This window comes from Caulobacter sp. GW821-FHT12F03, from assembly GCF_058806855.1.
In genome coordinates, this window is sequence record NZ_JBXAQC010000003.1 from 463,053 (window position 1) to 482,693 (window position 19,641).

The following is a 19,641-nucleotide window of genomic DNA, read 5'->3' on the forward strand; positions in this document are numbered from 1 at the left end:
GTGCAAGGAGGCGAAGCGCTTGGCCGTTTCCAGAGAGATGATGTCCGCGATCGCGGTGACCCGCTTCGGTCTGGGGGCGCGGCCGGGCGAACTGGCGGCCGTGGCGTCCGACCCGGCCGGCTGGCTTCACAGCCAGATCCGCCCGGCCGAGGGCGCCGACCAGCCCCAGGCCGACCCCGAGACGGCCGTGACCCGGCTGCAGGCGTTCAACGCCTACCGGCAGGACCGCGCGGCGGCCCGCCGCGGCGGCGATGGGCCGGCGACCCGCGACCCGGTGCAGATCGCCGCGCGCATGCTGCGCGACGACACCGCCGTCGACTTCCTGGCCCGCGCGCGGCTGGCAGCGACCACGCCGGCGGGCTTCCGCGAGCGCTGGACGCTGTTCTGGGCCAACCATTTCACCGTCTCGGCGGTCAAGCTGATGACGGCGACGCTGGTCGGGCCGTTCGAGCAGGAAGCCATCCGGCCGCATGTGTTCGGCCGGTTCGAGGACCTGCTGGTCGCCTCGACGGCGCACCAGGCGATGTTGCTGTATCTCGACCAGGCCCAGTCAATCGGGCCCGACAGCCCGGCGGGCCAGGTCCTGAAGCGGCGACCGATGGCCAGGGTGCGCGGCGGGATCAACGAGAACCTCGCCCGCGAAATCCTCGAACTGCACACCGTCGGGGTGAACGGCGGTTACAGCCAGGCGGACGTGACAGAATTCGCCCGGGCCCTGACCGGCTGGAGCGTCGGCGGGCTGCGCGAGGCGCCGGGGCGACAGGGCGCCTTCCTGTTCCGGGTCAACGCCCACGAGCCGGGCGCCCGGACCATCATGGGCAGGACCTATCGGCCCGGCGGCCTCGAGCAGGCCGGGACGGTGCTGAGGGACCTGGCCGGGCATCCGGCCACCGCCCGCCACGTCTGCACCAAGATCGCCCGGCATTTCGTCGCCGATGACCCGGCGCCGGCCCTCGTGGCGCGGCTGGAAGCGGCCTGGACCGCGTCCGGCGGGCATCTGGCCCGGGTCGCCGAGGCGCTGATCAGTGCGCCCGAGGCCTGGGATCCGACCCCGCGCAAGTTCAAGACGCCCTACGAATTCCTGATCTCCAGCTGGCGGGCCATCGGCGGCCAGCCGGCGGCCATCGAGCACCTCGCGCCGCCGCTGAAGGCCATGGGCCAGCAGGTATTCTCGCCGCCCTCGCCCAAGGGCTGGCCGGACGAGGCCGCCCCCTGGGCCGCGCCGGACGCGATCATCAAGCGGATGACCTGGTCCGAGGGCTTCTCGGCCATCGTCGCCGCCGACCTCGATCCCAACGCCATCGCCGCCGGGGCCCTCGGCGCGCGGCTCGGCGAGCCCGTCCGCAAGGCCGTGGCCCGCGCCGAGTCGCGCCAGGAAGCCCTGTCGATCCTGCTGATGAGTCCGGAGTTCCAGCGCCGATGACCCGTTCCGCCCCCACGCGCCGTTCGATCCTCGCCGCCGCCGGCGGTCTCGGCCTCGGCGTCAGCTTCATCGGCCGGGCCGCCTTCGCCGATGAGGCCGTCGGCCGGAAGAAACTGATCACCATCGTCGCCCGCGGCGGCATGGACGGATTGTCGGTTTCGCCGCCGGTCGGCGATCCCGACTACGCAGGCCTGCGCGGCCGGATCGCCATCCCGTCCGGAGCGGCGCTGAAGCTGGACGACACCTTCGGGCTGCATCCCGCGCTGGCGTCGGTGCACGCGCTGGCGCTGAAGGGCCAGGCGCGCATCGCCCCGTCCATCGCCAGCCCCGACCGGGCCCGCTCCCACTTCGAGGCGCAGGACGTGCTGGAGAGCGGCGGGACGGTGGTCTACGGCGCGGCGTCCGGCTTCCTCAACCGCGCCCTCCAGGCGGCCGGCGGGCGGAGGATCGCGGCCCTGTCGGTCGGGGCCACCGCGCCGCTGATCCTGCGCGGGCCGGCGCCCACCGCCTCCTGGTCGCCCGGCCCCGTCGGTCAGGGCAGCCCCCGTCTGCCCGGCATCCTGGCGGACCTGTACGCGGGCGACGCCCTGCTCGCCCCGGCGCTCGCCAGCGGGCTGGAGACCGAGGCCATGGCGGCGACGGCGACCCGGGACGGCATCGAAGACGGCGCGGCCGGCATGATGGCGCCCGGTCAGGGCGGCGTGACCGGCTTCGTGCGTCAGGGCCAGGCCACGGCCCGAAGCCTCGGCAAGACCGTCGCCGGCTTCATGACCCAGCCGAACGGCCCGCAGGTGGTGGCCATCAGCGTCGACGGCTGGGACACCCACGCCAACCAGGGCGCGGCCGAGGGTCAGCTGGCCACCCGGCTGTCGTACCTCGACGCGCTGATCGGCGGCCTCAACGAGGGTCTCGGCGAGGCCTGGCGCGACACCGTGGTCGTTGTAGCCACCGAGTTCGGCCGGACGGCGCGGGTCAACGGCACCGGCGGCACCGATCACGGCACCGGCTCGTCCGCGCTGGTGCTGGGCGGGGCGCTGAAGCCCGGCGGGATCATCGGCGACTGGCCGACCCTGCGGGCCGAGGCCCTGTTCGAGAACCGCGACACCCGCCCGACGCTGGACATGCGCGGCCTGTTCAAGGGCGTGCTGGCCGACCATCTCGGCGTCGATCGCGCGGCGCTGGACAGCACGGTGTTCCCGGACAGCGCCGGGGTGCGGGCGGTGGCGGGGGTGGTTTAGGGGTTAGGGGTTAGGGGTTAGGGGTTAGGGGTTAGGGGTTAGGGGTTAGGGGTTAGGGGTTAGGGACTAGTAGAGCGCGGATGCCGCGACAGCACCGCATCACTAACCCCTAGTCCCTAGTCCCTAGTCCCTAGTCCCTTCCGCTACGCCGGCACGATATCGAACGCGATGGTCATGCGGGTCTCGTCGGTCGTGAAGGCCTGGGTGCCGTGCCACATGTAGGACGGGAACAGGGCCAGCAGGCCGGGCTCTGGCCGCACGGCGTGGTCGGCTTCAAGGGCCGGGATCGTGGCGAAACCCGGCTTGTTGAAGGCCAGCCAGCCCTGCCGGTCGCCGGCGTCGACCGCGGTGGTCGGCGTCTCGACGTAGAAGGCCGACGACAGCCAGCCCTCCGGGTGGATGTGGTTCACGTGGTAGCCGTTGGGCCGCAGGCGGACCGACCAGGCGCCCTTGATGCGATGGCGGCCGGTGATGCGGGCGCGGACCGGATCGTCGCCCTCCCCCAGCCAGGCGACATGGTCGGCGATCACCCGGTCGACCGAGCGGAAGAAGGCCTGGATCACCGGATCCTCCGAGGCCAGCACGCCCTGAGCCTGGCTGCCGCCGCGCAGCGACTGCTGCAGCGGATGGGCCGTCAGGCCGTGCAGCGCGTGGGCCGAGCGGCGCAGGTCGGCGAGGAACGCCTCGCGGCTGGCCCAGCCGTCCGGCGTCGGCAGATGGTGGGCGCGGACGAAGCGATCGGGCGCGATCAGGCTGTCGGCGCGCGGATCGCCCTGCAGCCGCCAGGCCGTCGCGCGCAGCATCAGGGCCATCTGGTCGTACGGCGCCCCGACCAGCAGCTGGTCGGCGATGCGTCCGGCCTCGGCCGCCTCGCCCGCCGCCAGACAGGCCTGGCCGAGGACCTCCAGCGCCGGGCGCAGGCCCGGGACGTCGGCGGCCAGCGCGCGGGCGATGGCCAGAGCCTCCGCGCCCTGCCCGGCGTCGATGCGCAGGGCGGCCAGGTCGAGCCGAAGGGCGGGATGGGGCTGGCGGGCGGCGGCCGCTTCCAGGGTGGCGATGGCCGCCGGCAGGTCGCCGGCGAACTGCAGCACCGTGGCCCGGGTGCGGGTCAGGGCGACATCGCCCGGCGCCCCGGCCAGGGCCGCGTCGAGCCGCGCCAGCGCCCGGCCGACATCGCCGGTGCGCATCCAGACCAGCTGGGCCAGGTCGCGGTGGGCGGCCGGATTCAGGGGCTCGCGGGCCAGCACGCGGCCGAAGCGGTCCTCGGCCTCGTCGAACCGCTGAAGCAGGGTCATGGCCCGGGCCAGCACCAGATCGACCTCCGGCCGGTCGAGGCCCCGGCGCGTGGCCTCGGCCATGGCCGCCTCGGCGTCGGCCGCGCGGCCAAGGTCGCCGAGGGTGGCGGCGTAGTTGTACCAGCCGATGCGGTCGTCCGGCGTCAGCTCGGTCACCCGGCGATAGACCGGCAGGGCGTCGGCGCCCCGCCCGACCGCGTTCAGCGCCGCCGCGTGGGCCGACAGCAGGGCCGTCGGCGCGTCCGTCAGCGCCGCCAGCGGAGTCGTCAGGACCAGCGCCTCGGCCGGCCGTCCCGCGCCGGTCAGCGCCCGCGCGGTGCGGGCGACCTCCAGCGCGTCGCTCATCGTGTCTTGCCGCCCTTGCCGCCGCCGAGCTTGCCGCCGCTGCTCCTGGCGCCGCTCCTGGCGCCGCCGCTGCTCTTCACGGCGCCGCTCCTGGCGACCGGGCTGACCTTGCGGGCGAAGGGCTCGGGGTCGGCCTCATGCTCGTCGAAGCCGAAGCGGGCGAAGCCCTCCTTCATCTCCTTGCTCAGCGGCGCCTCGATGGCCAGCAGGCCCTGCGAGGGATGCGGGATCACCAGCCGGCGGGCGTGCAGCTGGAGCTGCAGGCCGGCGGACAGGGCGTTGCTCTTCTCGTCGCCGTACTTGGGGTCGCCGAGGATCGGGTGGCCGATGGCCTTCATGTGGGCGCGCAGCTGGTGCGTGCGGCCGGTGTGCGGACGCAGGGCCATCCAGGAGACGCGCGGCCCGGCGCGGCTGATGGTGACGAACTCGGTCTCGGCGGCCTCGGCCTTGGGATCCTTGGGGTCGACCGGAACGACCATCTCGCGGTCGTTGATGCCCTTCTTGGCCAGAGGCACGTCGATGATGCCCTCGGTCGGATGCGGCGTGCCGACGACCAGCGCCCAGTAGGTCTTCTGCGCCTTGTGGCGGGCGAAGGCGCCGGACAGGCGGGCGGCGGCGGCGGGCGTCTTGCCCAGCACCAGCACGCCGGAGGTGTCGCGGTCGAGCCGGTGGACCAGACGCGGGCGTTCAAGCCCCTCCCCCCAGGCCGACAGCAGGCGGTCGACGTGCTGGCTGGTCTTGGTGCCGCCCTGGACGGCGAGGCCGGCCGGCTTGTTGAGCACCAGCACCTCCTCGTCCTCGTAGAGCACCAGCGAGCGGGCGAACTTGGCGTCGCGGTCGGACAGGGCGAAGCGTTCGCCCGCCTCGGGCGCATCGGGCAGCGGCGGCACGCGGACCTGCGAGCCGGCCTGCAGCCGGGTGTCGGCCTTGGCGCGCGAGCCGTCGACGCGGATCTGGCCCGAGCGGGCCATCCGCTGGATCTGCACCTGGGTCAGGTGCGGCCAGCGGCGGCGGAACCAGCGGTCCAGGCGCACGCCGTCCTCGCCGGCCTCGGCGGGATCGACGAACAGGGTCTTCACTTCACGGGCGGTCATGCGGCGGTCAGCTTTCGCGCCAGCATCAGGCCGGCGAACAGGGCGGCGACGGACAGCACGACCGACAGGGTCGCGTAGCCGAACGCCTGGGGCGTCTGGCGTCGCTCGATCATCAGGGCGACCTCCAGGGAGAAGGCCGAAAAGGTGGTGAAGCCGCCGAGCACGCCGACGCCGAGCAGGACGCGCCAGCGCTCCTGGTCGGCCCCGCCCCGCTGCGCCAGCACCCCGGCGAGCAGGCCCATGGCCAGACCGCCGACGACGTTGACCGTCAGGGTGCCGTACGGCCAGCCCGTCCCGAGGGCGCGGGTCATGCCCACGCCGGTCAGGTAGCGCATCACGGCGCCGGTTGCGCCGCCGACGGCGACGAGGAAGAGCTTGTCCATGGACCTCTTATGCGACGGGAGCGTTCCCCTGTCGAACATCGCAAGGTTCGCAGAACGATCCGGCCGGGCTTTGGCGCGCGACCGGGCGGTTCACCGCAACGTCACGTTAAGCGAAGCGGCCCATTGTGGGGGACACTGACGCACGATGCGCGAAGGCTCATGAGTACTGCCCCCGTTGATCGCCTGAACGCCGCGGATGTCGCGGCGATGCTGGAACGTTTCGGCGGCCACGACCTGATGGGTCGCGGCGCGGTCAACATCATCAGCCTGGCGGCCATCCGGGATCGGAGCGGCGACCGCTGGGCCCGCAAGCGGCCGGATGTCTGGGCCTATGTCGAACGCAAGCTGGCCGAGCACCTGACCTACCAGGACCTGGCCCAGCGGGTCGGGGAAACCGACTACCTCATCGCCATGACCAGCGAGGAAGGCGTCGCGGCCCAGGCCGTGGCCCTGAAGGTGCTGGAGGAGGTGCTGATGCACTTCCTGGGCGCCGCCGAGCCGCGCGACATGTCGGTGCGGGCGGTGACCTCGCTGTCGGACGGCGAGGTGTCCTGCGCCCCGCTCGATCCGGTGTTCATCCTGCAGACCCGGGCCCGCGAGCCCGTCGAGCATGCGCCGGTCGAGCGTCCCGAGGTCGATCCCGAGGAGATGCGCAAGCGCAATCCGTTCAGCTTCCAGGCCGCGACGGGCCTGGCCCTGCGCATCGACTTCGCCATCGAGGACGTGCGCAGCCTCAAGCACGCCATGACCGCCGCGCTGCGCATCGAGCCGACGGTGACCGAGACGACCACGGGCCGCGTCATCCCCGCGCGCGCCTTCGTCCGGCTGTCGGACGATGACCTGCTGAAGATAGACCAGGCGACGCTCGACTTCGCCGCCCTGTTCCTGCCGCGCGTCGACGGCCGCAACCAGCCGGCGCTGATCGTGCCGGTGTCGTTCCGCAGCATGGCCACCCGCAAGGGCCGGGCGATGCTGATCAACTGCGCCGGCGTCGCCGCCGGACGGGTCAAGGCCAGCATGATGCTGGAGCTGGTCGATATCGACCGCGGCGCGCCGCTGGCCCGGCTGATCGAGGTGGTGGGGCTGCTCAAGAGCGTCTGCCGCGGCGTGTTCGCCCGGGTCCAGCCGGGCAAGGCCGCCATGGCTCCGCTGGCCGGCGTGCGCCTGCTGGGGGTGACGCTGGACGCCGCCGACCTGCCCGGACCGGACAGCCGCGTCGCCAGCCAGATCCTCGAATTCGGCCGCCAGGGACGCGGCCTCGCGCCAGCGCTGACGGTCCAGGGCCTGCCGTCCGACGGCTTCTTCGCCGTGGCCGAGACGGCCGGCCTGACCCATGCCTCGCTGCGCGTGGCCTCGATGACGCTGGAGCAGCAGCCGGCGGCCTAGCGGCCCGCGCGGGGCCCGATGTCGCGGATCACGGCGCGCGCGTCGTAGACATCCCGCTCGCGGGGCGGCTCGCCCTTGCCGGCCAGCACCTCGATGGTCCGGCTCCAGGCCGGCCCGCCGCCCAGATCGATGGTCGTGCCGAGCCCCACGCCGACGGACGAGCGCCGCCCGCCGCTGAACGAGCCCGTGCCGAGGGACAGGGTCGAGCCCCCGCCGCCGCCGGCGCGCTGGTCGACGCGGTCGACGACCCGGAACCAGTCATAACCGTCGCGCAGGGCCAGCTCGGCCGCGCGCAGCAGGGCGTAGTCGGCCACCTGGGCGATCGGCGCGCCGCCGCCGCCGGTGAAGGTGACGCGGTAGCGGCCCGCCTCGATGCGATAGTCGCTGAAGCCGACGCGGGCGGCGTCCGTGGCCGGCGCATAGACGGTCGGCGTGGCGCAGGCGCCGAGCGCCAGGGCGGCGGTGATGGCGATCAGACAGGGCTTCATGGTCGTGGCCTCCTCGGACCGGGCTGCCTGTTCTACGCGCTGTCGGGGGTTCCGGTTCCCGGCAGCGCCAGCCCCAGTCCGGCCGCCAGCCGCTGGAAATCCTCCGGCGGCGGGGCCTCGATCGTCATCGTCTCCCCGTCCGGATGCGGAAAGGTCAGCTTCACGGCGTGCAGCATCAGCCGGGGGACCGGCAGGCCGCCGGCCATCAACGCCCCGCCGTAGCGGGCGTCGCCGATGATCGGCCGGCCGAGGCTGGCCATGTGCACGCGCAGCTGGTGCATGCGGCCGGTCTCGGGGCTGAGCTCCATCAGCGCCGCCTCGGGCGTCGCCGACAGGGTGCGGTAGCGGGTCTTCGCGGTCTCCGAGTCGGGATGGTCAGGCGCGGAGATGCGCATGTAGGCCTCGCGGCCGATGCTCTCGCGGCGCAGCGGGCTGTCGATGACCCCGCCCTTCGGCGAGGGCGCGCCGGGCGCGACGATGGCCAGGTAGGTCTTGCGAAAGCGCTTCGCGATCATGGCCTTGCCGAGGAAACTTGCGGCGGGCTGGGTGCGGGCGGTGAGGATCACGCCCGAGGTGTCGCGGTCCAGCCGGTGCACCAGCCGCGGCCGCGATCCGCCCGGGCGGGCGAAGGCCCAGGTCAGCTCGTCGAGCGTGTTGGCGTTGATCCGCCCGCCCTGGCTGCTGAGGCCCGCCGGCTTGTTCAGGGCGATGATGTGGGCGTCCTGCGCGATCACGATGCCCTGGATGAAGGCGATCTCCTCCGGCGTGAGGATGATCGGCTTTTCCTGGGCCTTTTGCTTTTTGGGAGAGCGGGGAGACATCTTACCTCTCCCTCTTGGGAGAGGGGGACCAGCCGCAGGCTGGTGGAGTGGGAAGCACAGGGGTTTGCAGGGACATTCGGGACGAGGTTGTGAGGTCGGATCGGGGATGGCACACAACAGCGCATCCCACTCCACCATGCTTCACATGGTCCCCCTCTCCCAAGAGGGAGAGGATGATCATCTGTTCTTTTCCCGGCGCATGCCGGCCCAGCGCTCCAGCCGCTCGCGCACCTTCGCCTCGTGACCCTCGCCTTTCGGCTTGTAGAACTGGCGACGCTCCATGCCGTCCGGGAAGTAGTTCTGGCCGCTGAAGCCCTCTTCCGTATCCGGGTCGTAGGCGTAGCCCGCGCCGTAGCCGAGGTCCTTCATCAGGCGGGTCGGGGCGTTGAGGATGTGGCTGGGCGGGGCCAGGGAGCCTGTCTCCCGGGCGGCTTTCCGCGCCGCGCCGAAGGCCTTGTAGACGGCCACCGACTTGGGCGCGCAGGCCATGTGCACACAGGCCTGGGCCAGGGCCAGCTCGCCCTCGGGGCTGCCGAGAAAATCGTAGGTATCCTTCGCCGCGTTGCACAGCAGCAGGCTCATGGGGTCGGCTGCGCCGATGTCCTCGCTGGCCATGCGCGTCAGACGGCGGGCGATGAACAGCGGGTCCTCGCCGCCTTCCAGCATGCGCGCCAGCCAGTAGAGGGCCGCGTCCGGATCGCTGCCGCGCACCGACTTATGCAGGGCGCTGATGAGGTTGTAGTGCTCCTCGCGGTCCTTGTCGTAGGCCGGGCTGCGCTTCTGCAGCACCTGCCCCAGCTCGGCCGGGGTCAGCGGTTTGGGCGAGCCGATGGCCAGCAGGGTCTCGGCCAGGGTCAGCAGATAGCGGCCGTCGCCGTCGGCCATGGCGATCAGGGTCTCGCGGGCGGCCGGCTCGAGCGGCAGGGTCAGACCCGTCTCGGCCTCGGCCCGTTGCAGCAGCTGTTCCATCGCCGCCTCGTCGAGCCGGCGCAGGACATAGACCTGGCAGCGCGACAGCAGGGCGCCGTTGAGCTCGAAGCTGGGGTTCTCGGTCGTGGCTCCGACGAGGGTGATGGTCCCCTCCTCCACGAACGGCAGGAAGCCGTCCTGCTGGGCGCGGTTGAAGCGGTGGATCTCGTCGACGAACAGCAGGGTCGACTGGCCGGCGGCGCGGCGCATCTTCGCCTGCTCGAAGGCCTTCTTCAGGTCGGCGACGCCGGAGAAGACCGCGCTGATCTGCTGGAACTCATAGCCGGCGGCCTTGGCCAGCAGCCGGGCGATGGTCGTCTTGCCGGTGCCCGGCGGGCCCCAGAGGATCATCGAGCCCAGGCGATTGCCGGCGATCATCCGCCGGATCGGGCCGCCCTCGCCGAGCAGGTGGTCCTGGCCGACGACGTCCTCGAGCGCATGCGGCCGCAGCCGCTCGGCGAGCGGGGCTGGGGCATGGGGAGTCAGGCCGGCGGCCTCGAACAGGTCGGACATGGGGATGGTGTAGCATCTGAATCACGGTCGATGCTCCCCACTTGTGGGAAGCTGTCGCGCGGAGCGTGACTGAGGGGTGGAGCCGGCGTCGACCAGCGGGCGCCAGAACGTGGATACCCGCTGCCCGACGGCGCTGCCCCTCCACCACGCTCCGCGTGGTCCCCCTCCCCACTGCGTGGGGAGGATCGCTCAGGTCCGGAACGCGGCCGAGATCATCTGGCCGCCGCGCTGGATGGTCACGCGCCAGACCTTGCCGCCGGCGCCGAGGGCGGCGTTGAGGTCGCCCATCGAGGTGATCGGGCGGCCGTTGATTTCGCGGACCATGTCGCCGGGTTTGAGGCCGGCCTGCTGGGCGAAACCCTGGGCCACGCGGGTGACCACCACCCCGCCGCCCTTGCCGGCGAAGGGATCGACGCCGATCTCGTCGGCGATGGCCGGGGACAGGTTGGCCACCGTCGCGCCCTGGAAGGGGTTGGCGCCGGAGATGGTCCGCTCGTCGCCGCGACCGCCGGGGGCCGGTTCGGCGCGCACCGTCAGGCTGCGTTCGGCGTTGTCGCGCAGGATCTTCACCGGAACCGTCTCGCCGGGCCGGCGCGAGCCGAACTGGTAGGTGGCGCCGCCCTCGTCGTTCACCGCTTCGCCGCCGACGTCGAGAATCACGTCGCCGATCTTCAGGCCCGCGCGCTGGGCCGGGCCGCCTGGCCAGACATCGGTGATGACCACGCCGCGCGGCGCCGGCAGACCGAGGCTGCGGGCGACGTCGGGCGTCACCGCCTGGGTGCGGGCGCCGAGCCAGGGCCGGATCACCGCGTGTTCGCCGCCGAGCGCGGCGGTGACCACCTGACGGGCCATGGCGGCGGGAATGGCGAAGCCGACGCCGGACGACTGGCCCGAGCGCGACAGGATGGCGGTGTTCACCCCGACCAGGTCGCCATCCATGTCGACCAGCGGCCCGCCGCTGTTGCCCGGATTGATGGCCGCGTCGGTCTGCAGGAAGAAGCCGTAGTCGGTGATGCCGACGTTGGAGCGGGCCGTGGCCGAGATGATGCCGTTGGTCACCGTCTGGCCGACGCCGAACGGGTTGCCGATGGCCAGCACCAGGTCGCCGACCTCAAGGGTCTCGTCGTCATCGATGGCGATGACCGGCAGCCGTTCGCCGCCGGTGTCGATCTTCAGCACCGCCAGATCCGAGCGCGGGTCGGCCAGCAGCACCTTGGCCGGAAACTCCCGCCGGTCGGCCAGCTGGACCATGATCTCGTCCGCGCCCTCGATGTTGTGGTTGTTGGTCAGGATCACGCCGTCGGCGCGCACGATCGCGCCCGAGCCGAGCGACTGGGCGATGCGGGCCTGGGGCACGCCGCCGCCGGTGAACATGTCCCAGAAGGGATCGACGCGCTGGCGCACGACGCGCTTGCTCGAGACGTTGACCACCGCCGGCGCGGCCCGCTTCACCACCGGGGCGAAGGAGGTCTTCAGGCCCTCGACGCTGGACGGCGGGGCCTTGGTCGGCTGGGCGAGGCCCGCGTCCTGGGCCGAGGATTTGGGCGCCGGGCCGGAACAGGCGGCCAGCAGCACCAGGGTCGGGAGAATCAGTCGTGTCGCGCGCATGAGGTCTTTCAGGTCAGCATTGCCCCGTTCGCAGAACAGCCAAGATTTCTGGCGCAATGATGGCGCGGGCCTCCCTCATGCTCCCCACCTGTGGGGGAACTGTCACGCCCGAGGTCCGGCCGCGGGCCGACCCGAGGATAAACTCCGCCGTGACTGAGGGGAGTCGGTGCACGGACTCCCCTCCACCACGCTCCGCGTGGTCCCCCTCCCCGCTACGCGGAGAGGATCGGTTCGGGTTTCGCCGGCCGGGCCACCGTCAGGCCGATCAGGAAGGCGGCCAGCATCAGGCCGGCGGCGAGGAAGATCGCCAGGCCCGGCTGGTGCAGGGTCGCGTCGTGACGCACCGACCAGGCGAAGGTCAGGCCGTACAGCACCGGACCGAGCATCGAGGCGATGCCCTGCAGGCTCTGGTTGGCGCCCTGCAGCTGGCCCTGTTCCTGCGGCAGGACGCGGCGGCTCATCAGACCCATCAGGCCCGGCTGGAGAAAGCCCATCAGGGCGAACACCGGCGTGCCGACGAGGTACAGCGCCCCGGTCGGCGCCGCGCCGTAGATGGCGAAGCCGAGGAAACCGAACATCGCCCCGACCAGCAGGGCGCCCTTCTCGCCGATGCGCTTGACCACCGGGCCGACCAGCAGGAATTGCACGACGATGCCGAGGATGCCCGTCAGGGCCATGGTCATGCCCATGGTCGAGGGGCTCCAGTCGTAGCGGTAGCCGACGTAGAGCACGAAGATCGACGGCAGCACCGTGTGCGCCAGCTGGAACAGGAAGCCGACCGTGGCCAGGCCCGCCAGATCGACGTGCGAACGCAGCAGGATCAGCGAGCCGAGCGGATTGGCCTTCAGCCAGTTGAAGCGGGTGGCGCGCTTGTCGACGTCGAGCGACTCCGGCAGCACGAACGCGCCGTAGAGCAGGTTCAGCAGGGTCAGGCCCGCCGCCACATAGAAGGGCAGGCGCATGGCCATGTGCAGCGTCACGCCGAAGATCACCGGGTCGGCCATCTTCAGGCTGAGGTCGCCGAGCCAGCCGCCCAGCGCCGGGCCGACGAGGAAGCCGAAGCTGAAGGCCGAGCCCATGATGCCGAACACCCGCGCCCGCTGGTCCGGCGGGGTGACGTCGGCGACATAGGCGTTGGCCGTCGAGAAGGTCGCCGCCGTCATGCCGTTGAGGATCCGGCCGACCAGCAGCCAGGCGAGGCTCGGCGCGAAGGCCATGAACAGGAAGTCGACCCCCAGCCCGAACAGCGACAGCAGCAGGACCGGCCGGCGGCCATAGCGGTCCGACAGCATGCCCAGGATCGGGCCGATGACGAACTGCATCACGCCCCAGGTGGCGCCGAAGACGACGTTCCAGTCGGCGGCCGTGGCCGTGTCGCCGCCGGCCAGCAGCTTCACCAGGTTGGGCAGGATCGGGATCATGATCCCGAACGAGACGCTGTTGAGCAGCGCCGAAAAGAAGATGAAGCCGAAGGCCGCGCGGCGGCCCGCGGGCGCCGCCGCCTGGTGTTGATCGGTCATGGTCGCTCCCCGGCGCTCAGGCTCTTCGGCGCGACCTGTCGCCAGGCGAGGCGCACCAGATCGGCCAGTTTCTCCCCGTCCATGCGCCCGATGTCGAGTTGCGTCCAGCCGCCCTTGTCCCAGTTTCCGAGCGACACGATGGCGCTGCTGTCAGTCTGCTGCAGGCTCTCCTTGACCAGTTCCGGCAGCTTGAGGACGACCTTGCGCACCCCGTCCTCGCCGACCGGCGGCAGGGTGGCGAAGATCTTGCCGCGCACGCGGAACGAGGCGCGGTCGAAGTGCGGGTGTTCCTCGGCTTCGGGGAGCGAGAGGGCGAGGGTGCGGATGGTGGCGGGGGTCATTGGATTGCCCTGACAGGGAGCGTCCTTCGAGACGCGGCTTCGCCGCGCCTCAGGATGACGCCGAGGGTTGGACGGCACAGCTGTGCGTCATGGTGAGGAGCGAGCCTCAGGCGAGGGTCTCGAACCACGCACATCATCCCACATACGCCCCCAGCCGCCCCAGCAGCGCCCGCCACCATTCGCCGTGGCGCGCCAGGAAGGCTGTCTCGGGGAAGCCGTGTTTGGCGACATGGGCCTGGGGCACGCTGTCCCAGCCGGTATGGGTGACGGTGACGCGGGTCTCCTCGCCGACCGGTTCGAAGGTCACCTCGACCTCCGTGGCCATGTCCGGCGTGAAGCTCGCCTGGCGCCAGCCGACCACGAGGCGGACGCCCGGCTCCCAGACGCTGACCCGGCCGATCTCGAACACCTTGCCGCCCGCGCGGGTCTCGATCAGGCGATCCTGACCGTCGAACGACAGCACCCCCGGCTCGCGCGGGGTGAAGGCGAACAGGCTGTTGGGCGTCCACCACTGGCCGATCTCGGCCGTGAAGGCCTCGAACGCCCGGGCCGGGGTCGCCCGGACCCGCAGCGAGACCAGCACCCGCGAGGCCATCAGTCGGCCTGCTCGACATGCGCCTTGAAGGCCGCCAGCTGGGCGGTCCACAGCCGCTCCGTCTCTTCCAGCCAGCGCAACAGATGAACCATCGGCTCGGGCCTCAGGTGATAGACGCGCACGCGGGCGTCGAAGTCGGGCGAAGTCTCCTCGACCAGGCCCGACTGGCGCAGGGTGCGCAGGTGGCGGCTCATGGCCGGGGCCGTCAGGCCGGCGGCCTGGGCCAGCTCCCCGGCCCGGCGCGGCCGCTCGCGCAGCAGCTCGACCACCCGGCGACGGTGCGGATCGGCCAGCGCCGCGAGGGTCGCGTCGAGACGGGCGGCCTGGGGCATCAGGCTTTGTAGATCGTCGTCTTCAGGCCCATGTCCGCCGTGTGCCAGTCCTCGGGCCCCTTGATCTCGACTGTCTGGGCGACGGTCCAGACGTGGCCTTCCAGATCCTTGCAGCGGTAGGTGCGGTCGCCATAGAACTGGGTCGAGGGTTCGGCGACGATCACCGCCCCGGCCCTGCGGGCGCGCTCGCAGTGGTCGTCGACGGTCCCCTCCCCGTCGGCCAGCTGGATGTGCACCGTCTGGGTCATCAGGCCGTCGATCGAGGCCGGGCTGCGGTGCTCGTCGGTCCATTCGTTGCCGATCATGACCAGGCTGTCGCCATAGACCATCTGCGAATGGGCCAGATTGCCAGCTTCGTCCTCGATCAGCAGGGTGGTCTCGAAGCCGAAGGCCTCTTCCAGCCATTTCAGCGCCGCCATGGGGTCGCGATAGACGACGGCGGACGAGAGGGCGCGTTTGGCGGCCATGACGATCTCCTGCGCAAAACAGGCAATATTTAATGCATGGGGAAACTATCTCGTCAAGCCGGGCGGCGCGGCCGCTGGTTGGGCGAAATCGACTTGATGATCATCCGGCCGGGCGTCGCCGGGTCCGCCAGTTGCGGCGCATGGGCCATGGCGCGGGCCATCAGCTCGACCACCCGCGGATCGTCGAGCCGGTCGACCGGCGTCAGGACGATGTGACGAACCCGGCTCCCCGCCCCCCGCAGCAGACCGTGCGGGTCGTCCAGGCGCGCGCCCTGGCCGAAGAACAGGCTGACCCAGAGCGGATAGACAGCCAGGGAAAACACCATGTCGCCGACCCGCTCGCCCGTGCCGAAGCCGATCGCGAGGGCGTTGTAGTTGTCATAGACGGCGATGACCGCGCCCGGCAGGCGACGGCGCATGCGGCCGACCGCGTCGCGCGCCTGCGCCGCCACGCTGTCGCTGAATTTGCCGATGAAGCCCTCAAGCTGGTCCTCGGCGTCCATGGCGTCACCTCAGGGCGCGGGCGGTATCCTTCGCGCGGCCGTCGTTGGGGCGGGGCTTGAGCCCCAGCAGCCGCATGATCAGCGGATAGACCGAGACATTGTCAAACACCGGCAGCCGCACGCCCGGGCGGAAGGCGGGGCCATGGGCGACGAACAGGGCGCGCATCTCGACCGCGTCGGGATCGTAGCCGTGCGAGCCGGCCGGGCCGGTCATCGGCCGGCGCGCGGCCCAGTCGCGCGTCGTCAGCAGCCAGCCCGTCTCGGGCAGGCAGATGACCGGCGGGATGCGCCGGTGGGTCCCGTAGTGGAAGCGCTTCGGCAGCTCCGCCTTGCGCCAGCACTCGACATGCGGATGCCTGCCGACCAGCGCGGCCTCGGCGGCCGGGGTGCGCGGGATCAGGCCCGACACCGTGCCGAGGGTCACGGTCGTGATGTCGCCGATCGGGACCAGGTCGTCGAGGAAGACGATCCGGTCGGGCGAGGTCCCAGCCATGCCGTGATCGGCGACGATGACCAGGTTGACCCGGTCGTACAGCCCCCTCGCCTTCAGGCCGGCGACAAGGCGGGCCAGGGCCGCGTCGACCTCGCCGAGCGCCTGGTTGAGATCGGCCCCCTCGGGGCTGACCCGGTGGCCGACGGTGTCGATGGCCTCGAAATAGAGGGTCATGAAGTCCGGCCGCTGGTCCGCCGGCAGATCCAGCCAGCCAAGCACCCGGTCGACGCGGGCGAACGCCGGGTCCTTTTCGTCATAGACGAACCACTGGCGGGGATGGACGCCGTGGATCGCCGCCTCCGAGCCCGGCCAGTACATGGTGAAGGCGCGCAGGCCGTGCTGCTCGGCCGTCACCCAGACCGGCTCGCCGTCGTCCCACCAGAAGCGGTCCTGCACCTGGTCGCGGGCGCTCATGCTGAACTTCACCCCCGGCCGGCCCTCGTCGTAGAGGGTGTTGTCGGTGATGCCGTGGTGGTCGGGCCGCAGACCGGTGACCAGCGTGTAGTGATTGGGGAAGGTGTTGACCGGGAACGAGGGCCGCATGCCGTCCGGCGCGGTGGCCCCGTCGGCCGCCAGCGCCGCGAGCGTCGGTGTCAGGCCCCGGGTGGCGTACTCGGCGCGAAAGCCGTCGATCGAAATCAGCAGCACCGGCGCCCGGTCGGCGGCCAGCGCCGGCGCGCCGGCGAACAGCAGGACAAGGATCGCCAGGCAGGCGCGGCGAAGGACGGCGATCATCAAAACACTCCAGCAGGGGATCATCTGCGCCCACGCGCTTGGCGGACTCAAGCGCGGTCGTCATAGTCGCGCTCTATCACCCGTATATGACCGTGAGCGAACCCCAGGATGCCCCAATGAGCTTCGCCCTCGAGGCCGTCGACGTCGGCAAGGCCTACGGCACGGTCAAGGCCCTCGACGGGCTGACGCTGAACATCCCGCGCGGCGGGATCTTCGGCATCCTCGGCCCGAACGGCGCCGGCAAGAGCACCCTGTTCCGCATCGTGCTGGGCCTGGTGCGGCCGACCACCGGCGAGACCCGCCTGCTCGGCGCCCCCGCCGGCGACATCAAGGCGCTGCGGCGGATCGGAGCGGTCATCGAGACGCCGCGCTTCCTGCCGTGGCTGACCGCCCGAGACACGCTGCAGATGCTGGCGCTGGAATCAGGCCTCAAGACCCCCGACATCGACGGCTGGCTGCAACGGGTGGGCCTGACCGAGGCCGCCGACCGCAAGGTCAACGGCTACTCCGTCGGCATGAAGCAGCGGCTGGCGCTGGCCGCCGCCCTGCTGACCAAGCCGGAAGTGCTGATCCTCGACGAGCCGACCAGCGGCATGGACCCGGCCGGCATCCTCGAGATGCGCGCCCTGATGCGCGAGCTGGCCGACAAGGACGGGGTGACCATCATCCTCGCCAGCCACCAGCTCGACGAGGTTCAGCGGGTCTGCGACTCCGTGGCCATTCTCGACCGCGGCAAGCTGGTGAAGGACGGCCGGGTCGACCAGATGACCGCCGTCAACGAGCGGCTGCGGCTGCTCGCTTCGCCGCGGGACAAGGTCCTCGAACTCCTGGGCGCGAAGGGCGCGGCTGACGGGGCGGACGCCGCCTTCGCCGCCATTCCCCGCGCCGACGCGCCGGCGCTGATCGCGGCGCTGGTCAAGGCCAAGGTCGACATCACCGAGGCCCGCTGGATCGGCGGCGATCTCGAGACGGTGTTCCTCGATTCCACGGGAGACGCGGATGCTCGCTGACGCTTTCGCCGCCGAGCGGCTGCGCTTCTTCAAGGCGCGCGGGACGGTGTTCTGGAGCCTGGCCTTCGTGCCGCTGGTCAGCATCGTCATCGGCCTGATCCAGGGGCTGCTGATGCGCCACCTGATCGGCAAGGCCATCGCCGAGGGCAACCCGGCCGCCGCCCTCGCCCGCGCGCCGGTCTCTCTGCTGAACCAGGCGGTCGAGGCCGTCTCCGGCTCCAACTTCTTCATCGTGCAGCTGTTCTTCCTGATCGCCGCCTCGGCCATCCTGGCCGGCGACTATCGCTGGGAGACCTGGCGGTTCCTCACCCCGCGCAACACGCGCGCCAACCTGTTGCTGGGCAAGATGGCGACGTTCGGCCTTGTCACCGTGATCGGTCTTTTGTTGCTGGCGGTCGGCGGGATCGTCGCCGCAATGCTGTCGGGCCTCCTCACCGGCAGCGGAGTCGTCTGGTCGACGGCCGAGGGCAACACCAACGCCCAGCTGGCCGGCATGTTCGGCATCGCCTTCCTCGAGATGACGGCGCTCGGCGCCCTGGCGGCGGTGATCGCCGTGGCCACCCGCGCCGGCCTCGCCGCCCTGCTGGTTCCGGTCGGCGTGTGGATCGTCCAGGGCTTCGCCGTCAGCCAGCTGCAGAAGGGCTTCGACAACCCGCTGGACCCGCCGCTGCAGTATCTGCTCGGCTTCCCGGTGCTTCAGTCGGACCTGCTGAAGGCGGCCATGTCGCCGCCGCAGATGGGCGTCGCGCCGGACATCAACTGGCCCGTGGCGCTGGTCGCCCTGATCGCCTGGATCGCCGCCCTGACCGCCCTCGCCGTCTGGTTGTTCCAGAGACAGGATCTCACGCGGGAGTAGTGTTTCGGCTGGCGTCGGAGCGGAGCGGACCGTGGCGCAGGGATCAAGGCTCGAATCGCGCGTGCAGCGGACGCCAGGATGGTCGCCTGCCTCGCAGCCGCCGTCGCCACCATGGCTCGGGGGTGTTAGGCGCCCCGCGTCGGCGAGGACGTTCTTCGAAATTGCTGGGGGGTAAGTCCCGTCTCGGCCTTGAACGCCCTGTTGAAGGGACCGATCGAAGCAAACCCGCAATCGTAGGCGATTGTGAGGATGGGAAGGTGATCATAGGCGGCATCCGCCAGACGCCGTTTGGCTTCCTCGACACGGAAATAGTTGGCCATCTGGTTGAAGTTTCGGAAGCCCAGAGGACCGGTGATGCACTGCGTGATCCTGTATTCGGGCTCGCCGAGGCGGCGGGCCACATCCGCAACCTTCAGGCTCTGCCGGCTGTGGAGGGCCTCGTGCACCATGAGAGTTCGAACGGACGCGGCCAGGCCACCCTCAACGGCCGGTCTGTCGCGCCGCCGGTCGGGGCGAGGCGCCGCCAGAGGGTGACGATGGCGGTACCAGATGGCGTACGCCATCCCCAGCAAGGCGCAGGCCGCACAGAAGGATTTGATCGCCATTTTCCAATGGGCCGGCGCCGCGCCCGCCGGGGCGCCATCGACCCAGATGACCGCAATGGCCAGCAACGCAACGTAGCCGGCCGAAAAGATCATGCGAAAGCGTCGCTCGCCCCGACCCATGCGCGGGTTCAGCCCCCTCAAGGGTTCAATGGCGGCCAGCAGCAGAAGAGTGGAACTGACCAACTCGCCCAGGTTCGCCACCATACGCGGCACAGGCTCGGCGCTGCCGCCAACAAGGCGCAGCACGGCGCCGGACGCTACCAGGAACAGCACCAGCAACAGGGGCGATGACTCGCGTGGAGCCTTGGCGGATCGAAAGAGCGCCCGGACCAGCAGCCACGACCAGCCGCATGTCGCGTCGCCCGCAATGGCGATGATGTCCGAGACCAGCCCGAGCCGATGTCCGATGATCTGGGTGAAGCAGAACGCGCCCACCGCCCCCGCGAAGAGCCCGCCATACAGAGAGATGTCATCCGGACGACCGCCGGGACGGGATGTCGAGATCAAGCCTTCAGCGCTCATCAAACGCCAGTTCCTCTGACCACGCCGCTCACAAGCCCGCTCCTAAATCCCTAGCCGATTTCCAAATCGGCGAGATCGCCGCCGCAAGATCCCGCACAC

Annotated in this window: 19 protein-coding genes and 1 pseudogene; 5 read left to right on the forward strand and 15 right to left on the reverse strand. The window is 71.1% G+C overall.

Annotation, left to right across the window (positions count from 1 at the left end; genetic code table 11):
* The first annotated feature begins 19 nt into the window (after positions 1-19).
* Positions 20-1,423 (forward strand): DUF1800 domain-containing protein, encoded by a 1,404-nt coding sequence (locus AC1RN0_RS10915; protein ID WP_492787462.1) that lies wholly within the window; start codon positions 20-22, stop codon positions 1,421-1,423.
* Entirely contained in the window at positions 1,420-2,661 is a 1,242-nt protein-coding gene (locus AC1RN0_RS10920) for a DUF1501 domain-containing protein (RefSeq protein WP_492787463.1), read from the forward strand. The genes AC1RN0_RS10915 and AC1RN0_RS10920 overlap by 4 nt, the downstream gene beginning before the upstream one ends.
* A gap of 143 nt (positions 2,662-2,804) precedes the next feature.
* Here AC1RN0_RS10920 and AC1RN0_RS10925 read toward each other — a convergent pair whose 3' ends face one another.
* The 3 genes and pseudogenes from AC1RN0_RS10925 to crcB all read right to left on the reverse strand — a co-directional run bounded on the left by AC1RN0_RS10925 (position 2,805) and on the right by crcB (position 5,778).
* Positions 2,805-4,301: a putative 2OG-Fe(II) oxygenase gene (locus AC1RN0_RS10925; RefSeq protein ID WP_492787464.1), complete on the reverse strand. Its 1,497-nt coding sequence runs from the start codon at positions 4,299-4,301 to the stop codon at positions 2,805-2,807.
* 107 nt (positions 4,302-4,408) lie between these two features.
* Positions 4,409-5,395: pseudogene (locus tag AC1RN0_RS10930) on the reverse strand (RluA family pseudouridine synthase); the annotation flags it as partial.
* Entirely contained in the window at positions 5,392-5,778 is a 387-nt protein-coding gene (crcB, locus tag AC1RN0_RS10935) for a fluoride efflux transporter CrcB (RefSeq protein ID WP_492787465.1), read from the reverse strand. The gene crcB and the pseudogene AC1RN0_RS10930, both read right to left, overlap by 4 nt.
* Positions 5,779-5,937: 159 nt before the next feature.
* On the opposite strand from crcB, the gene AC1RN0_RS10940 reads away from it, so the two are divergent.
* Positions 5,938-7,164, forward strand: a complete 1,227-nt coding sequence (locus tag AC1RN0_RS10940) for a hypothetical protein (RefSeq protein ID WP_492787466.1) — start codon at positions 5,938-5,940, stop codon at positions 7,162-7,164.
* On the opposite strand, the gene AC1RN0_RS10945 is transcribed toward AC1RN0_RS10940, so the two are convergent.
* From AC1RN0_RS10945 to AC1RN0_RS10995, 11 genes are all read right to left on the reverse strand, one after another.
* Complete coding sequence (locus AC1RN0_RS10945) at positions 7,161-7,652, reverse strand: CC0125/CC1285 family lipoprotein (RefSeq protein ID WP_492787467.1); 492 nt, start codon at positions 7,650-7,652, stop codon at positions 7,161-7,163. The two genes, AC1RN0_RS10940 and AC1RN0_RS10945, sit on opposite strands and share 4 nt — an antisense overlap.
* Positions 7,653-7,684: 32 nt before the next feature.
* Complete coding sequence (locus tag AC1RN0_RS10950) at positions 7,685-8,473, reverse strand: RluA family pseudouridine synthase (RefSeq protein WP_492787468.1); 789 nt, start codon at positions 8,471-8,473, stop codon at positions 7,685-7,687.
* 177 nt (positions 8,474-8,650) lie between these two features.
* The gene (locus tag AC1RN0_RS10955; protein WP_492787469.1) at positions 8,651-9,955 is read right to left on the reverse strand and encodes a replication-associated recombination protein A; all 1,305 of its coding nucleotides are present in this window, start codon (positions 9,953-9,955) and stop codon (positions 8,651-8,653) included.
* Positions 9,956-10,144: 189 nt separating this feature from the next.
* The gene (locus tag AC1RN0_RS10960) at positions 10,145-11,563 is read right to left on the reverse strand and encodes a Do family serine endopeptidase (protein WP_492787470.1); all 1,419 of its coding nucleotides are present in this window, start codon (positions 11,561-11,563) and stop codon (positions 10,145-10,147) included.
* A gap of 212 nt (positions 11,564-11,775) precedes the next feature.
* Positions 11,776-13,083, reverse strand: a complete 1,308-nt coding sequence (locus AC1RN0_RS10965) for a TCR/Tet family MFS transporter (protein ID WP_492787471.1) — start codon at positions 13,081-13,083, stop codon at positions 11,776-11,778.
* Positions 13,080-13,424 (reverse strand): MmcQ/YjbR family DNA-binding protein, encoded by a 345-nt coding sequence (locus AC1RN0_RS10970; protein ID WP_492787472.1) that lies wholly within the window; start codon positions 13,422-13,424, stop codon positions 13,080-13,082. Before AC1RN0_RS10970 ends, AC1RN0_RS10965 begins: the two co-directional genes overlap by 4 nt.
* A gap of 133 nt (positions 13,425-13,557) precedes the next feature.
* Positions 13,558-14,019, reverse strand: a complete 462-nt coding sequence (locus tag AC1RN0_RS10975; protein WP_492787473.1) for an SRPBCC domain-containing protein — start codon at positions 14,017-14,019, stop codon at positions 13,558-13,560.
* Positions 14,019-14,351: an ArsR/SmtB family transcription factor gene (locus tag AC1RN0_RS10980; RefSeq protein WP_492787474.1), complete on the reverse strand. Its 333-nt coding sequence runs from the start codon at positions 14,349-14,351 to the stop codon at positions 14,019-14,021. The genes AC1RN0_RS10975 and AC1RN0_RS10980 overlap by 1 nt, the downstream gene beginning before the upstream one ends.
* Complete coding sequence (locus AC1RN0_RS10985; RefSeq protein WP_492787475.1) at positions 14,351-14,818, reverse strand: VOC family protein; 468 nt, start codon at positions 14,816-14,818, stop codon at positions 14,351-14,353. The genes AC1RN0_RS10980 and AC1RN0_RS10985 overlap by 1 nt, the downstream gene beginning before the upstream one ends.
* Positions 14,819-14,871: 53 nt before the next feature.
* Positions 14,872-15,321 (reverse strand): hypothetical protein, encoded by a 450-nt coding sequence (locus tag AC1RN0_RS10990; RefSeq protein WP_492787476.1) that lies wholly within the window; start codon positions 15,319-15,321, stop codon positions 14,872-14,874.
* A 4-nt stretch (positions 15,322-15,325) separates the two neighbouring features.
* A complete protein-coding gene (locus tag AC1RN0_RS10995; RefSeq protein WP_492787477.1) occupies positions 15,326-16,549 on the reverse strand; it encodes an alkaline phosphatase family protein in 1,224 nt (407 codons plus the stop codon).
* A gap of 116 nt (positions 16,550-16,665) precedes the next feature.
* Between AC1RN0_RS10995 and AC1RN0_RS11000 the strand changes: the two genes are divergently transcribed.
* Complete coding sequence (locus AC1RN0_RS11000; RefSeq protein WP_492787478.1) at positions 16,666-17,559, forward strand: ABC transporter ATP-binding protein; 894 nt, start codon at positions 16,666-16,668, stop codon at positions 17,557-17,559.
* Positions 17,549-18,415, forward strand: a complete 867-nt coding sequence (locus AC1RN0_RS11005; protein WP_492787479.1) for an ABC transporter permease subunit — start codon at positions 17,549-17,551, stop codon at positions 18,413-18,415. The genes AC1RN0_RS11000 and AC1RN0_RS11005 overlap by 11 nt, the downstream gene beginning before the upstream one ends.
* Positions 18,416-18,540: 125 nt before the next feature.
* Here AC1RN0_RS11005 and AC1RN0_RS11010 read toward each other — a convergent pair whose 3' ends face one another.
* Positions 18,541-19,542: an AraC family transcriptional regulator gene (locus AC1RN0_RS11010; RefSeq protein WP_492787480.1), complete on the reverse strand. Its 1,002-nt coding sequence runs from the start codon at positions 19,540-19,542 to the stop codon at positions 18,541-18,543.
* Positions 19,543-19,641 lie beyond the last annotated feature (99 nt).